Here is a 13,441-nt window from a genome sequence, read left to right as displayed (position 1 = left end):
ACCTGGAGCCGCGCCTGGAGTGGCTGGCCACCGCCTACGAGCTCGACTACGGCGAACGCGAGACCGACCGCGACACCTCCCTGACCCGCGAGGTGCCGGTGGCCTCCCTCGATGGCGGCCTGGTGTTCGAGCGCGAGCTGGAGCTGGGGGGGCGCGGCTACCGCCAGACCCTGGAGCCCCGTGCCAACTACGCCTATGTGCCGGCCCGGGACCAGAGCGACTTCCCCGACTTCGATACCAGCGAGCGCGCCTTCTCCTGGGGCCAGCTCTGGTCGCCCCACCGCTTCTCGGGCAGCGACCGGGTCGGCGACCTCAACCGCCTCTCCCTGGGGGTCGATTCGCGGCTGCTGGAGGATGCCCGCGGCCGCCAGCGCCTCGCCGTGGGGGTGGGCCAGGCCTACTACTTCGAGGATCGCTCCATAGATATCGCCGGCGACCCGAATACGTTGCCCGACAATTTTGCCGATAGATATCGGGCCACCCGGGACCGCTCCCCGCTGGTGGCACGGGCCGACTGGCAGATCACCGACCGCTGGCGCACCCGCTGGCAGTGGCTCTACGACGACAACTTCGAGCAGACCGAGCGCACCTCCCTCGACCTGCAGTATCGCTCCCCGGCGGGCCACGCATTGAACCTCGGCTACCGCTGGGAGCTCCAAGGCTTCGATCCGAATACCACGGATAACACCACGGACGAGTTCCGCGACTTCAACCGCGAGGAGGTCGACCTGTCGTTCGCCTGGAAGGCCAACCGCCGCGTCGACCTGATCGGTCGCTTCCTCTACGACAACACCAACGACCGCTCCCTGGAGCAGCTGGCGGGTGTGCAGTGGAACGACTGCTGCTATGGTCTGCAGCTGGTCTGGCGGGAGTGGATCGACGATAACGACACGGCCCGGGTAGAGGACGACTTCACCGATCGCGGAATCTTCCTGCGCTTCGTGTTCAAGGGGCTCGGCGGCGTGGGCCGCGAGGCCGACAGCTATTTCGAGGAGGCCATCCCGGGCTATCGCTCCACCGCCTTCTGAGCGGGCGCCTTCCCGCCGTTGCCAACTTCCAGAGAGGAAAGATGAAATTGAAGCAGACAGTCAGCCGCCGGCGCACCCACCTGATGGTCGCGGGACTGACCCTGGCACTGGGCCTCGCCGCCGTGCCATTCAGCGTCCAGGCCCAGCAGTTCCAGTCCGTTCAGCGACAGGCGCTGGATCGCATCGTGGCGGTGGTCAACCAGGATGCCATCATGGCCAGCGAGCTGGAGGAGCGGGTGATCCAGACCCGCAGCCAGCTCACTGCCCAGCAGATCGACCTGCCCCCGGAGCGGGTGCTGCGCGAGCAGCTCCTCGAGCAGATGATCCTGGAGGAGATCCAGTTGCAGATGGCCCGGGAGGCCGGGCTCGCCATCGATGACACCGAGCTCAACCGCCAGGTGCGGGCCATCGCCGAGAGCAACGGCATGAGCCTGGAGCAGTTCGCCGACGCCCTGGAGGCCGACGGCCTGGCGCTGGCCAGCGTGCGCGAGGAGATCCGCCGCGAGCTGGTGCTGCGTCAGTTGCAGCAGAACCGTGTGGGAAGTCGGGTGAACCTCTCCGAGCGGGAGGTGGAGCGCTTCATGGAGCAGGAGGGTGCCAGCCGCCAGCAGGCCCAGCAGGCGCTGTTCCAGCGCCGCGCCAACGAGGAGCTGGAGGTCTGGCTGCAGGAGATCCGCTCCCAGGCCTTCGTCGACAACCGGCTCGAAGGCCGCTGATGGCGGTGGCAGAGCTCCCGTTGCTGGCGCTGACTACCGGTGAGCCGGCCGGCATCGGCCCTGAACTGGCCGTGATGCTGGCGGCCCAGCCACTGCCGGCGACCCGGGTGGTGGCGGTGGGGGACCCGGGGCTGCTGGCCGAGCGCGCCGCCGGGCTTGGCATCGAGCTCGAGCTGATCGAGCTCGCCCCCGGCCAGGCGGTGCCCGAGGCCGCTCCCGGGCGCCTGGCGGTGTGGCCGGTGGCCCTGCGGGCACCGACCACCCCCGGGGCGCTGGACGCGGGCAACGCCGCTTACGTCCTCGAGACCCTGGACGTGGCGATCGCCGCCTGTCGCGCCGGCCACGCCGCGGGGATGGTCACCGCGCCGCTGCACAAGGGGGTGATCCTCGATGCCGGCTACGCCGGCTTCACCGGGCACACCGAGTACCTGCGCGATGCCTGCGGCGTTGCGGAGGTGGTGATGATGCTCGCCACCGATTGCGCCCTTCACGCCTCCCGTCCCGGCTGGCGGGGCTCGCCGGCGCTGCGGGTGGCGCTGGCCACCACCCATCTGCCGCTGCGCGAGGTGGCCGATGCCATCACCGCCGAGCGCCTGTCGCGGGTGCTGCGCATCCTGGCGGCCGACCTCAAGCGCTGGTATGGCCTGGCCGCGCCGCGCATCGCGGTGTGCGGGCTCAATCCCCACGCCGGGGAGGGCGGGCACCTGGGCCGCGAGGAGCTCGAGGTGATCGAGCCGGCCCTGGCGGCACTGCGCGCCGAGGGGCTGCACCTGGACGGTCCGCTGCCCGCCGATACCCTGTTCACGCCGCGTCACCTCCAGGGGGTCGACGCGGTGCTGGCCATGTATCATGACCAGGGCCTGCCGGTGCTCAAGTACGCGGGCTTCGGCAGCGCGGCCAATATCAGCCTGGGGTTGCCCTTCGTGCGCACCTCGGTGGACCACGGCACCGCCCTGGATCTCGCCGGCACGGGGCGCGCCGACCCCGGCAGCCTGCGCGTGGCCGTGGCCCTGGCCGCCGAGATGGCGCAGCGCCCCCTTTCTTGAAGACTCCAGTGATACAAGGACACCCCTGAATGTCATCTCGACCCCCGGCTCACCGGGCTCGCAAGCGCTTCGGCCAGAACTTCCTGCGTGACCGCGGCATCATCTCGCGCATCGTGCGCGCCATCGGGCCGCGCCCCGGCGAGCGCCTGGTGGAGATCGGTCCCGGCCAGGGCGCCCTCACCGAGCCGCTGCTGGAGGCCGCTGACGGGCATCTCGAGGTGATCGAGCTCGACCGGGACCTCATCCCCGGGCTGCGGGTGCAGTTCTTCAACTACCCCGGTTTCGTGATCCACGAGGGCGACGCCCTCAAGTTCGACTTCCGCGCCCTGCGCGGCGAGGGCGAGCGGCTGCGGGTGGTGGGCAACCTGCCCTACAACATCTCCACCCCGCTGATCGCCCACCTGCTCCAGGCGGGCGATGCCATCGCCGACATGCACTTCATGCTGCAGAAGGAGGTGGTGGAGCGCCTGGCCGCCGAACCGGGCGGCCCCGATTGGGGGCGGCTCTCGGTGATGGCCCAGTACCGCTGCCGGGTGGAGTCGCTGTTCGTGGTGCCGCCCGAGGCCTTCGTGCCACAGCCCAAGGTGGATTCTGCCATCGTGCGCCTGACGCCCCACGCCGCGCTGCCGCACCCGGCCACCGACGAGGCGCTGCTCTTCACCCTGGTGCGCGAGGCCTTCGGCCAGCGCCGCAAGACCCTGCGCAACAACCTCAAGGGGCGCATCGCGGCGGAAGCGCTCGAGGCGCTGGGCATCGACTCCGCCCGCCGCCCCCAGACCCTCACGGTGGAGGAGTTCGTGCGCATCGCCAACTACCTGGCCGCCAGCGCCGTCGAGGGTGCCGAGGAGATGCCACAATGAGCCCCATGCTGCCGGAGGCCCTGCAGGGCCAGGTCAGGGTCGAGGTCGAACCCGAATTCCGCGAGGAGGAGTCCGCGCCGGTCGAGGGTCGCTACGTGTTCAGCTACACCGTGACGGTGCACAACGCCTCGCGCCACAGCATCCAGCTGATGGCCCGCCACTGGAAGATCACCCAGGGCAGCGGCAAGGTGCAGGAGGTGCGCGGCAAGGGGGTGGTGGGCCAGCAGCCGATGATCGGGCCAGGGCAGCAGTTCCGCTACACCAGCCGGGCGATCCTCGATGGCCCGGTGGGGGTGATGGAAGGCGACTATACCTGCGTGGACACCGCCAGCCAGCGCCCCTTCGAGGTGGCCATCGCCCCCTTCCGCCTGGCCGGCCCCAACCAGGTACACTGACATCCGCCGCGTCTGAACCAGAAACAGGGAGAGCCCATGACCACCTATGCCATCGGCGACCTCCAGGGCTGCCATGCCGAGTTCGTCGAGCTTCTCGAGACCCTGGATTTCGATCCCCGCCGAGACCGACTGTGGCTGGCCGGTGACCTGGTCAATCGCGGCCCGGGGTCGCTGGAGTGCCTGCGTGAGGTCAAGGCGCTGGGTGACGCCGCGGTGACGGTGCTCGGTAACCATGACCTGCACCTGCTGGCGGTGGCCCGGGGTGGGGCGGTTCTCAACCGCAAGGACACCCTGGGCGCCATCCTCGCCGCACCGGACCGCGAGGCGCTGCTGGACTGGCTGCAGTCGCGGCCACTGCTGGTGCGCGACACCCTCGGGCAGGACACCCTGATGACCCACGCCGGCCTGCTGCCCCGCTGGCCGCTGGACCAGGCCGCCGGCCTCGCCGGCGAGGTCCAGGCCGTGCTCGGCGGCGAGCAGGCCGGCGCCTTCCTCGAGCGCATGTACGGCAATGCGCCCGCGCTTTGGCGAGACGACCTCGACGGCGTCGACCGGCTGCGGGTCATCGTCAACGTCTTCACCCGGATGCGCTTCATCGATGCCGCCGGAAGGCTCGACTTCGCCGCCAAGGAGGGGCTCGACAGCGCCCCGCCGGGCTTCGCTCCCTGGTTCCAGTACCCCCGCGGCGACGACGCCCGGCTGCTGTTCGGCCACTGGGCGGCCCTGCAGGGAACGACCCCGCACAGTCGCGTCAACGCCCAGGCTCTGGACACCGGCTGCGTGTGGGGCGGTGCGCTCACCGCCCTGGCTCTCGAGAGCGGCGAGCGCGTCAGCGTGCCCAGCCAGCGGCGCTGACGCCGGCGACATCCTCCCCAAGCCCTGACCACGAGAGGCCACCATGAGCTTCCAGCATCTCGACATCCCGACCCTGCAGGCCTGGCTCGACGAGGGCCGCGAGCTGGCGCTCGTCGATATCCGCGACCCCATGAGCTACGCCCAGGGCCGCATTCCTGCCAGCCGGCGTCTGGACAACGACAGCGTCGGCGCCTTCCTCGACGAGACCCCGGCCGAGCGGCCGGTGGTGGTGGTCTGCTATCACGGCCACTCCAGTCAGCAGGCCGCCGCCTGGCTGGCCGGCCAGGGGCTGGCCGAGGTCTACAGCCTTGACGGCGGCTTCACCGAGTGGCAGCTTCGCCACCCCGGCCGCGTGGAGGTCTGAGGTGAGCACGCCGCGAGACCCCGCCGTGGAGGGCCTCGAGGTCTTCTGCGTGGGCGGGGCGGTGCGCGATGCGCGGCTGGGCTGGCCGGTCTATGACCACGACTGGGTGGTGGTGGGGACCACGCCGGAGGAGATGCGCCGTCGCGGCTTCCGGCCCGTGGGGCGCGACTTCCCTGTCTTCCTGCACCCCGAGACCCACGAGGAGTACGCCCTGGCGCGCACCGAGCGCAAGGCCGGCCACGGCTACACCGGCTTCGTGGTGCACGCCAGTCCCGAGGTGACCCTGGAGGAGGACCTGGCCCGCCGCGACCTGACCCTCAACGCCATGGCCGAGAGCCCCGAGGGGGAGCTGATAGACCCCTACGGCGGCCTGGACGACCTGGAGGCGCGGGTGCTGCGCCATGTCTCGCCGGCCTTCGTCGAGGACCCGCTACGGGTGCTGCGCGCGGCGCGCTTCCTGGCCCGCTATGCCGGCCTCGGCTTCACCATCGCCGAGGAGACCCGGGCGCTGATGCGGGAGCTGGTGGCCAGCGGCGAGATCAGTCACCTGGTGGCCGAGAGGGTCTGGACCGAGACCGAGAAGGCGCTCGCCGAGCCCTGGCCGGAGGTCTACTTCCAGGCGCTGGAGGCCTGCGGCGCCCTGGCGGTGCTGATGCCGGAGCTGGCCGGGGACCCCGAGGCGCTGGACGAGGCCCTGGGCCGACTGCACTGCCTGCCGCAGGAGCTCGACGGCGAGGCGCTGACGCGCTGGCGCTGGGCGCGGCTGGTGGAGCACCTGGACGAATCGTCGCGAAGCGCCCTGGCCGAGCGGCTGCGGCTGCCCAGGGCCCATGCCGCCCTGGCTCGCCAGGCGGCGCTGACCGGGGAGCTGTGCCGAGAGGCGCAAGAGGAGGCGCTGTCGGGCCAGAGGATACTGGCCTGGCTGGACGGCATCGACGCCTGGCGTCGCAGCGAGCGGGTGGCCCCGCTGATGAGCCTGGTGAGCCTGGAGGCGCCGGCCCTGGCCGACGACCTGGCGCTGGCCTGGCGGCTGGCCGCCCAGGTGCTGCCGAAGACGCTGGTGGAGGAGGGGTTCCAGGGGCGCCAACTGGGGGAGGAGCTGGCCCGGCGACGTTGCGAGGTCATCGAGGCGGCGCTGGCGCCGCCGGCGTCCTGAGTCGGGTCAGTCGGCCCGGGATCAGTCGGCCCGGGAGATGAGCCGCCCGGCCCAGGTGAAGTCCACCGCCCACAGGCGCTGGCCACCGGAGTCGAAGTCGGCCCAAAGCGCTGCATAGGTCTCGCCGCTCTCGGGGTGGCGGGCATCGGGCAGCAGTTCGGCCAGGGGCTGGAGCACGAAGGCGTGATGATGGATCTCGTCGCGGGGAAGCAAGACGCCGTCGTGCTCGCCGGTGAGGTCGCCCACGGTCAGCAGGTCGATGTCCAGGGTGCGCGGGCTGAACTTGGGGCTGTCCTTGCGTCGCCCGTTGGCGAACTCCAGCCCCTTGCACCAGGCCTGCAGCTCACCCACCGGCCAGTCGCTGTCGAAGGCCGCCACCAGATTGTAGAAGTTGCGCCCATCCTCGAACCCCACCGGCTCGCTCTCGAACACTCGCGAGATCCGGATCTCTCCGAAGGTCTCCGCCAGGGCATCCAGGCAGGCGCACACGTGGCGATCACGCTCGATATTGCTGCCGATGCTCACCGTGACCAGGGCCATCACGCCGCTCCCGCGCGGGCGCCGCGCTCGATCTGCACGCCGACGGTCGCCGCCGCGGGAACCGCGCCGGGTTTGCGCACGGTCAGCCGCAGCCAGGAAATGCTGAACTCCTCGCGCAGGGTGTCGGCGAGCCGCTCGGCGAAGGTCTCCACCAGGGCGAAGTCGTGCGCGGCGGCGAAGACCTTGACGCGCTCGCTGATGCCGGCATAGTCCAGCGTCAGGGTGATGTCGTCCGCGCTTGCTGCCGGGCGGATATCCGTTGCCAGTGCCAGGTCGAGCACCAGGCGCTGGGTGATGGTGCGCTCCCAGTCGTAGACCCCGATGACGGTGTCGACGCCGAGCGACTCTATCAGCACGAGATCCATGGTGAGGGTACTTCCACAGTCAGAGGGTGGGCGCCGCAGTCGTCGAACCGCCTGCGGCAGGCGTGGCTGGATTGTACGCGAGCCACCGTCCGGCGAACACCGCGGGCGCTGGGCCTGCCTCGGTGTGCCTGGCAGAATGGGGCCTGTTCCTTCCCGAGAGGCCGGCCATGGAAGCGCCACACATCCTGTCGCTGCCGCTCTGGGCCCTGCTGCCGCCGCTGGTGGCGCTGGGCTATGTCAGCGGCAGTTGGCTGGGGGCCCTGTTTGTCTGCCGGCTGGCCGGCGTCGGTGACCCGCGACTGGCCGGCTCCTTCAATCCGGGGTTCTCCAACGTGCTGCGCCTCCACGGGCGCCGCCTGGCGCTGGCTACCCTGCTGGTGGATGCCGCCAAGGGCATGCCGGTGCTTATGCTGGCGATCCTGCTGGGGCTGCCGCCCTGGGCTCAGGGCCTGGTGGGCCTGGCGGTGCTGCTGGGTCACAGCTACCCGGCCTGGCACCACTTTCGAGGCGGCAAGGCGGTGGCCAGCGCCTTCGGGGTGATGCTGGTGCTGACCCCCGGGGTGGCGCTGGTGTGTGCCCTGCTCTGGGCGCTGCTCGCCTGGCGGGTGCGCACCGCCGCCGTGGCGTCGCTGGCCAGCGCTGCCGCCGCCCCCCTGGCCAGCCTGTGGCTGGCGCCTGACTATGTGGTCGTGGTGATCGCCTTCACGCTGCTGGTGCTGGTGCGCCACGTGCTCAATATCCAGCGCCTGGGCCGCGGCGACGAACCGGGGCTGTAGTTCTGCGACGCTTGCGGGCAATGCCAGGGATGAAAGGCCGGGTAATGAAGCGAAGCGATATCTACCCGGGGGCGCTGGCAACGAGCGCCGCCGCGCACGTCAATCGACAGGGATGTCGAGTGAGGGGCACCCGTGAGGGATTATGTTGTGCCCAGACGTGCAAGCGGCAAGCGAAGTGGCAGGGTTTCGCCCCCGGGATCGCGAGTCTCGTTACCCGGCCGTCAGGCAGAGGCTGAGGAGGGGGCTTCCAGGGTATCCATCGGCCAGCGCGGCACCGCCTTCATTACGCCGATCTCGTCGCTCTCGCCGGCCAGCAGGCGTTGCGCCCCTACATAGGCGATCATCGCGCCGTTGTCGGTGCAGAAGCGTCCGCGGGGGTAGTAGGCCCGTGCGCTGCGTTTCTCGCACTCGTGCTCCAGGCGCTCTCGCAGACGCACGTTGGCGCTGACGCCACCGGCCACCACCAGGCGCTTGAGGCCGGTCTGGTCGAGGGCGCGGCGGCACTTGATCACCAGGGTGTCCACCACCGCTTCCTCGAAGGCGCGGGCCACATCGGCGCGGGCCTGATCGTCCAGGGCCCCCTGGGCCTCCAGGGCTCGGATGGCGGTCAGGGTATGGGTCTTGAGGCCCGAGAAGCTGAAGTCGAGCCCGGGGCGGTCGGTCATCGGCCGCGGAAAGCGCAAGCGCGCCGGATCACCGCTCTCGGCGAGCTTCGCCACCAGTGGGCCACCCGGGTAGTCCAGTCCGAGCATCTTGGCGGCCTTGTCGAAGGCCTCGCCGGCGGCGTCGTCCACGGATTCGCCGAGCAGGGTGTAGCGCCCCAGGCCGCGCACCTCGACCAGCTGGGTGTGGCCGCCGGAGACCAGCAGGGCCACGAAGGGAAAGTCGGGGCGCTCCTCCTCCAGCATGGGGGCCAGCAGGTGGCCCTCCATGTGATGGACGCCGAGCACCGGAATGTCCAGGGCGCGGGCCATGCCATGGGCGGTGGCGGCGCCCACCATCAGGGCGCCCACCAGGCCGGGGCCCGCCGTGTAGGCGATGGCGTCGAGCTCGCCCCGGCCAAGCCCGGCCTCGTCGAGCACCTGCTGGATCAGCGGCAGCAGGCGACGGGTGTGGTCCCGGGACGCTAGCTCCGGCACTACCCCGCCGTATTCGGCGTGCATGGCGATCTGGCTGTGAAGGGCGTCGGCCACGAGGCCGCGCTCGGTGTCGAAGAGGGCGACGCCGGTCTCGTCGCAGGAGGTCTCGATGCCCAGTACGCGCATGGTGTCGGCTCGGTTGTGCGGAACAGGCCGGCATTCTACGCGGTTCGGGGGGGGAAAGCATTTGCAAAGGAAGAGGGGCACGACTAGACTACTGTGCGCTGCAATACTGGGTCGTGCACCCAGGTGGTGATCTCCCGCGACCGTTTCTGCCTTCCGGCTCGCTACCCTGCGTTCCGGGTGTCTTTTCCGTCGCGAAAGCTGCCACCCACAGGGGTGTGCGTACTAACCGAACTCTAGTTACCTAAGGTAGGTGAGTGCTTAATGCCTTCTGTCAAAGTACGTGATAACGAGCCGTTTGACGTCGCCCTGCGTCGCTTCAAGCGTTCCTGCGAAAAAGCCGGTGTTCTCTCCGAAGTACGTCGTCGCGAGTCCTACGAGAAGCCCACCGCAGAGCGCAAGCGCAAGGCGGCGGCTGCCGTCAAGCGTCACGCTAAGAAGCTTCAGCGTGAGCGCAAGCGCTTCGAACGGCTCTATTGATCCGTGCTGGAGATAGTCGGGGCTCCGGGCCCGGCCGTCTCAGGAGGATGCCAAGCGGCCGCCATCCGGTGGCCGCTTGTTTTTTCCGGGGTGGCGGTACCCAGCGGGTGCCGACATCCTGAAGCGATCGCATCGCGGCTCGTCGAGGTGATCCGATTTCATGGCAGGACAGATTCCCCAGCGCTTCCTCGATGACCTGCTGGCCCGCGTCGACGTGGTCGAGGTGGTTGGCGAACGGGTCAAGCTGAAGAAGGCCGGTCGCAACTACTCCGGGCTGTGCCCCTTCCATCAGGAGAAGACGCCCTCGTTCACCGTCAGCGCCGACAAGCAGTTCTACCACTGCTTCGGCTGCGGCGCCCACGGCAACGCCCTGGGTTTCCTGATGGAGTACGACAAGCTGCGTTTTCCCGAGGCGGTGGAGCAGTTGGCCGGTCGGCTGGGTCTGGAGGTGCCGCGCGAGGGCGCCGATGACCCCCGGGCCCAGGCCCGGGAACGCAAGCGCAGGGAGGGGGTCAATCTCCTCGAACTGGCCGCCAGCTTCTTTCGCGAGCGGCTGAAGATGCCCGAGGGGCAGGGTGCCCGGGAGTATCTGGAGCGTCGCGGCCTCGCCCCGGAGGTGCAGCAGACCTTCGGCATCGGCTATGCCCCGGATGACTGGGAGGCGCTCAAGCGCCATCTCACCGAGCGGGGCATCGGCGAGGCGGTGCAGGTGGAATATGGCCTGCTGGTGCACCGCGAGGAGAGCGGGCGTACCTACGATCGCTTTCGCGACCGGGTGATCTTTCCGATTCGCGACGTCAAGGGGCGCACCATCGCCTTCGGCGGACGGGTGCTGGGCGATGCCAAGCCGAAGTACCTCAACTCGCCCGAGACCCCGGTGTTCCACAAGGGGCGCGAGCTCTACGGCCTCTTTGAAGCCCGCCAGGCGGATCATCGCCTGGAGAGGGTAGTGATCGTCGAGGGCTACACGGACGTGGTGGCCCTGGCCCAGTTCGGCATCCGCAATGCGGTGGCCACCCTGGGCACCTCTACCAGCGAGGAGCATCTGACACGGCTGTTCCGCGTGGTGAGCGAGGTGGTGTTCTGCTTCGACGGTGATCGTGCCGGGCGCCAGGCGGCGGCCCGGGCGCTGGAGACGGTGCTGCCGCTGATGATCGATGGTCGCCAGGTGCGCTTCCTGTTCCTGCCCGAGGGGGAGGACCCCGACACCCTGGTGCGTCGCGAGGGGGCCGAGGCCTTTCAGGACCGCATCACCTGCGCCAATCCCCTGTCGGAGTTTCTCTTCGACCAGGCGGCCGCGGGGCGCGATCTGGCGCGCATCGAGGATCGCGAGCGCTACGCCAGCCAGGTGCTGGCGGCGCTGGGTCGGCTGCCGGAGGGTGTGCTGAAGTCGCTGATGCTCGGTGAGCTCTCGCGACGCGCTGGCGTCGAGGCGGCAGACTTCAGCGCTCTGCTGGCGCGGGCCCGGTCGGACGCTGTCGAATCCGCGCCCGGCCGGGACATGGTCAGCAGCGACGGGGGGGGGCAGTCCGCTGACATGCTCCAGACGGCCCCGCCACTGGGAGCGCGCGCGGCGCCTGCGGCGCGTTCCGGAGGCGCGCTGAGCCTGGCGGCCCGCGCCCTGCAGTTGCTGGTCCATGAGCCGGCGCTGGTGGGCCAGCTGCCCGAGGAGGATGACTGGTGTCCGGAGGATGATCCCGACGGGCGCCTGTGTCGAGAGGTGATCCGCCTGCTGAGAGCGGGGCGCTACCGCAGCGCCCAGGTGCTGCTGGCCCACTTCCATGGCAGCGCCGAGGGCGAGCGCCTGGCAGCGCTAGCCCGCCGCGAGCTGCTGATTCCGAGGGGCGCGCGCGGCGCCGAACTGGAGGGGCTGGTCGCGCACTTCCGCCGCTCCCGGCAGCGGCGCTCTCCCCAGGAGGAGATCGATGCGTTGCTGGCCAGGGAGCGGGGCGGCGAACGATTGTCACGGGAAGATAAGCAGCGGCTCATGGCCCTGCTCACTGAACTGCATGGCTGACCGCAAGGTCAACTATCATTATTTACAACATCATTTCGGTTGGCGCGGGGGTTGATTTTTCTCCTACCATCACCACATAGGAAAGATCGCCCGAAAAAGGCGCAACCTGACAACCTAACACACCTGATTGACCGCGCAAATAGAGCAAACTGGCAGAAAGTGGCGTTCTGGCGCTATACTGCTCGGCTTTACGAGTTTTCTCCACCGAGCGCTTCAGGTGCTTCATTCTTCTTCGTCGAGATAGGGTTTCTATGGCTGGAAATGCGCAGCAGCAGTCACGTCTGAAGGAGTTGATCGCGCGCGGCAAGGAACAGGGCTACCTGACCTATGCCGAGGTCAACGACCATCTACCCGAGGATATCGCCGACCCCGATCAGGTGGAAGACATCATCGGCATGATCAACGACATGGGTATCAGCGTCGTCGAGGAAGCTCCCGATGAAGATACCCTGATGATGTCGGATCACTCCACCGACGAGTCCGCCGCCGAAGAGGCCGTGGCGGCGCTGGCGGCGGTGGAGAGCGACGTGGGCCGAACCACCGACCCGGTGCGCATGTACATGCGCGAGATGGGGACCGTGGAGCTGCTGACCCGCGAGGGTGAGATCGAGATCGCCAAGCGCATCGAGGAGGGGACCCGCGAGGTGATGTCCGCGCTGGCCTATCTGCCCGGTGCGGTCGAATCGATCCTCGATGCCTACGACACCACCCAGGACGAGGAGGCTCCTGGTCGTCTCTCCGATCTCTTCTCCGGCTTCATCGACCCCGACGAAGGCATTCCCGGCGTGGCCGAGGCGGAGGTTCCCGAGGAGGAGCCCCACGACGAGAGCGATGACGACGACGAGGATGGCGAGGCCGAGGAGGAGACCACCGGTGGCCCGGACCCCGAGGAGGCTCGCGCCCGCTTCGAGCAGATTCGTGAGCAGAACGCCGTGGTTCAGGCCGCCATCGAGTCTCATGGCCGTCATGCCAGGGTGGCTCAGGAGGAGCTGGCGCGTCTGGCCGAGCTGTTCTCGCCGATCAAGCTGGTGCCCAAGCACTTCGAGCGCCTGGTGAACCAGGTGCGCATCAGCGTCGAGCAGGTGCGCGCCCAGGAGAAGGCGGTGATGCAGCTGTGCGTCAAGAAGGCGCGGATTCCCCGCAAGACCTTCATCAAGGCCTTTCCGGGCAGCGAGGCCGACCCCGAGTGGCTCGACGCCTTTGGCAAGGAGTTCCCGAAGTACGCCGATCGTCTGGCACCGTTGCGCACGGACATCCAGCGTGCCCAGCGCAAGATCGCCTTCGAGGAGGCGATGGTTCGCCTGCCGGTGCAGGAGATCAAGGAGGTCAACCGCCGCCTCTCCATCGGCGAGGCCAAGGCACGCCGCGCCAAGAAGGAGATGGTCGAGGCCAACCTGCGCCTGGTGATCTCCATCGCCAAGAAGTACACCAACCGTGGCCTGCAGTTCCTGGACCTGATCCAGGAGGGCAACATCGGCCTGATGAAGGCAGTGGACAAGTTCGAATATCGCCGCGGCTACAAGTTTTCCACCTACGCCACCTGGTGGATCCGTCAGGCGATCACCCGCTCCATCGCCGACC

Annotated in this window: 16 protein-coding genes; 12 read left to right on the top strand and 4 right to left on the bottom strand. The window is 69.1% G+C overall.

Annotation, left to right across the window (positions count from 1 at the left end; genetic code table 11):
* From IBX53_RS11255 to IBX53_RS11220, 8 genes are all read left to right on the top strand, one after another.
* Positions 1 to 1,028: LPS assembly protein LptD (locus tag IBX53_RS11255; protein WP_290909216.1), on the top strand; the 1,028-nt coding region annotated here is incomplete at its 5' end.
* A gap of 41 nt (positions 1,029 to 1,069) precedes the next feature.
* Positions 1,070 to 1,744: a SurA N-terminal domain-containing protein gene (locus IBX53_RS11250; RefSeq protein WP_290909214.1), complete on the top strand. Its 675-nt coding sequence runs from the start codon at positions 1,070 to 1,072 to the stop codon at positions 1,742 to 1,744.
* Positions 1,744 to 2,790, top strand: a complete 1,047-nt coding sequence (gene pdxA, locus IBX53_RS11245; RefSeq protein ID WP_290909212.1) for a 4-hydroxythreonine-4-phosphate dehydrogenase PdxA — start codon at positions 1,744 to 1,746, stop codon at positions 2,788 to 2,790. The genes IBX53_RS11250 and pdxA overlap by 1 nt, the downstream gene beginning before the upstream one ends.
* A 29-nt stretch (positions 2,791 to 2,819) precedes the next feature.
* Positions 2,820 to 3,650 (top strand): 16S rRNA (adenine(1518)-N(6)/adenine(1519)-N(6))-dimethyltransferase RsmA, encoded by an 831-nt coding sequence (gene rsmA, locus IBX53_RS11240; protein WP_290909210.1) that lies wholly within the window; start codon positions 2,820 to 2,822, stop codon positions 3,648 to 3,650.
* A gap of 5 nt (positions 3,651 to 3,655) precedes the next feature.
* Complete coding sequence (gene apaG / locus IBX53_RS11235) at positions 3,656 to 4,045, top strand: Co2+/Mg2+ efflux protein ApaG (RefSeq protein ID WP_290909218.1); 390 nt, start codon at positions 3,656 to 3,658, stop codon at positions 4,043 to 4,045.
* 36 nt (positions 4,046 to 4,081) lie between these two features.
* Complete coding sequence (locus tag IBX53_RS11230; protein WP_290909208.1) at positions 4,082 to 4,900, top strand: symmetrical bis(5'-nucleosyl)-tetraphosphatase; 819 nt, start codon at positions 4,082 to 4,084, stop codon at positions 4,898 to 4,900.
* Positions 4,901 to 4,943: 43 nt separating this feature from the next.
* The gene (gene glpE, locus IBX53_RS11225) at positions 4,944 to 5,264 is read left to right on the top strand and encodes a thiosulfate sulfurtransferase GlpE (RefSeq protein ID WP_290909206.1); all 321 of its coding nucleotides are present in this window, start codon (positions 4,944 to 4,946) and stop codon (positions 5,262 to 5,264) included.
* A gap of 1 nt (position 5,265) precedes the next feature.
* Positions 5,266 to 6,420, top strand: a complete 1,155-nt coding sequence (locus IBX53_RS11220; protein ID WP_290909204.1) for a polynucleotide adenylyltransferase — start codon at positions 5,266 to 5,268, stop codon at positions 6,418 to 6,420.
* Positions 6,421 to 6,441: 21 nt separating this feature from the next.
* Here the strand turns inward: IBX53_RS11220 and folK are convergent, their stop codons facing one another.
* Both folK and folB read right to left on the bottom strand, forming a co-directional pair.
* Positions 6,442 to 6,960, bottom strand: coding sequence for a 2-amino-4-hydroxy-6-hydroxymethyldihydropteridine diphosphokinase (gene folK, locus IBX53_RS11215; protein ID WP_290909202.1), 519 nt, complete (start codon positions 6,958 to 6,960; stop codon positions 6,442 to 6,444).
* On the bottom strand, positions 6,960 to 7,325 hold the full coding sequence (gene folB, locus IBX53_RS11210; protein WP_290909200.1) for a dihydroneopterin aldolase: 366 nt from the start codon (positions 7,323 to 7,325) through the stop codon (positions 6,960 to 6,962). The genes folK and folB overlap by 1 nt, the downstream gene beginning before the upstream one ends.
* A 167-nt stretch (positions 7,326 to 7,492) precedes the next feature.
* Here folB and plsY point away from each other — a divergent pair, with 167 nt between their 5' ends.
* Complete coding sequence (plsY, locus tag IBX53_RS11205) at positions 7,493 to 8,101, top strand: glycerol-3-phosphate 1-O-acyltransferase PlsY (RefSeq protein ID WP_290909197.1); 609 nt, start codon at positions 7,493 to 7,495, stop codon at positions 8,099 to 8,101.
* Between the two features lie 221 nt (positions 8,102 to 8,322).
* On the opposite strand, the gene tsaD is transcribed toward plsY, so the two are convergent.
* Positions 8,323 to 9,366, bottom strand: a complete 1,044-nt coding sequence (tsaD, locus tag IBX53_RS11200) for a tRNA (adenosine(37)-N6)-threonylcarbamoyltransferase complex transferase subunit TsaD (protein WP_290909195.1) — start codon at positions 9,364 to 9,366, stop codon at positions 8,323 to 8,325.
* A 261-nt stretch (positions 9,367 to 9,627) separates the two neighbouring features.
* Here tsaD and rpsU point away from each other — a divergent pair, with 261 nt between their 5' ends.
* Positions 9,628 to 9,843 (top strand): 30S ribosomal protein S21, encoded by a 216-nt coding sequence (rpsU, locus tag IBX53_RS11195; RefSeq protein WP_017430978.1) that lies wholly within the window; start codon positions 9,628 to 9,630, stop codon positions 9,841 to 9,843.
* Positions 9,844 to 10,003: 160 nt separating this feature from the next.
* Positions 10,004 to 11,860, top strand: a complete 1,857-nt coding sequence (gene dnaG, locus IBX53_RS11190) for a DNA primase (RefSeq protein ID WP_290909192.1) — start codon at positions 10,004 to 10,006, stop codon at positions 11,858 to 11,860.
* 22 nt (positions 11,861 to 11,882) lie between these two features.
* On the opposite strand, the gene IBX53_RS11185 is transcribed toward dnaG, so the two are convergent.
* Positions 11,883 to 12,086 carry a hypothetical protein gene (locus IBX53_RS11185; RefSeq protein ID WP_290909190.1) on the bottom strand — a complete coding sequence of 68 codons (204 nt, stop codon included), beginning with the start codon at positions 12,084 to 12,086 and terminating at the stop codon, positions 11,883 to 11,885.
* Between the two features lie 25 nt (positions 12,087 to 12,111).
* Here IBX53_RS11185 and IBX53_RS11180 point away from each other — a divergent pair.
* On the top strand, positions 12,112 to 13,441 hold a 1,330-nt coding region (locus IBX53_RS11180), incomplete at its 3' end, for a sigma-70 family RNA polymerase sigma factor (RefSeq protein WP_290909188.1).

The sequence above is a fragment of the Halomonas sp. genome (assembly GCF_014859505.1).
In the GTDB taxonomy this organism is placed as follows: domain Bacteria; phylum Pseudomonadota; class Gammaproteobacteria; order Pseudomonadales; family Halomonadaceae; genus Halomonas.
This window is presented reverse-complemented; position numbering and strand designations above follow the sequence as displayed.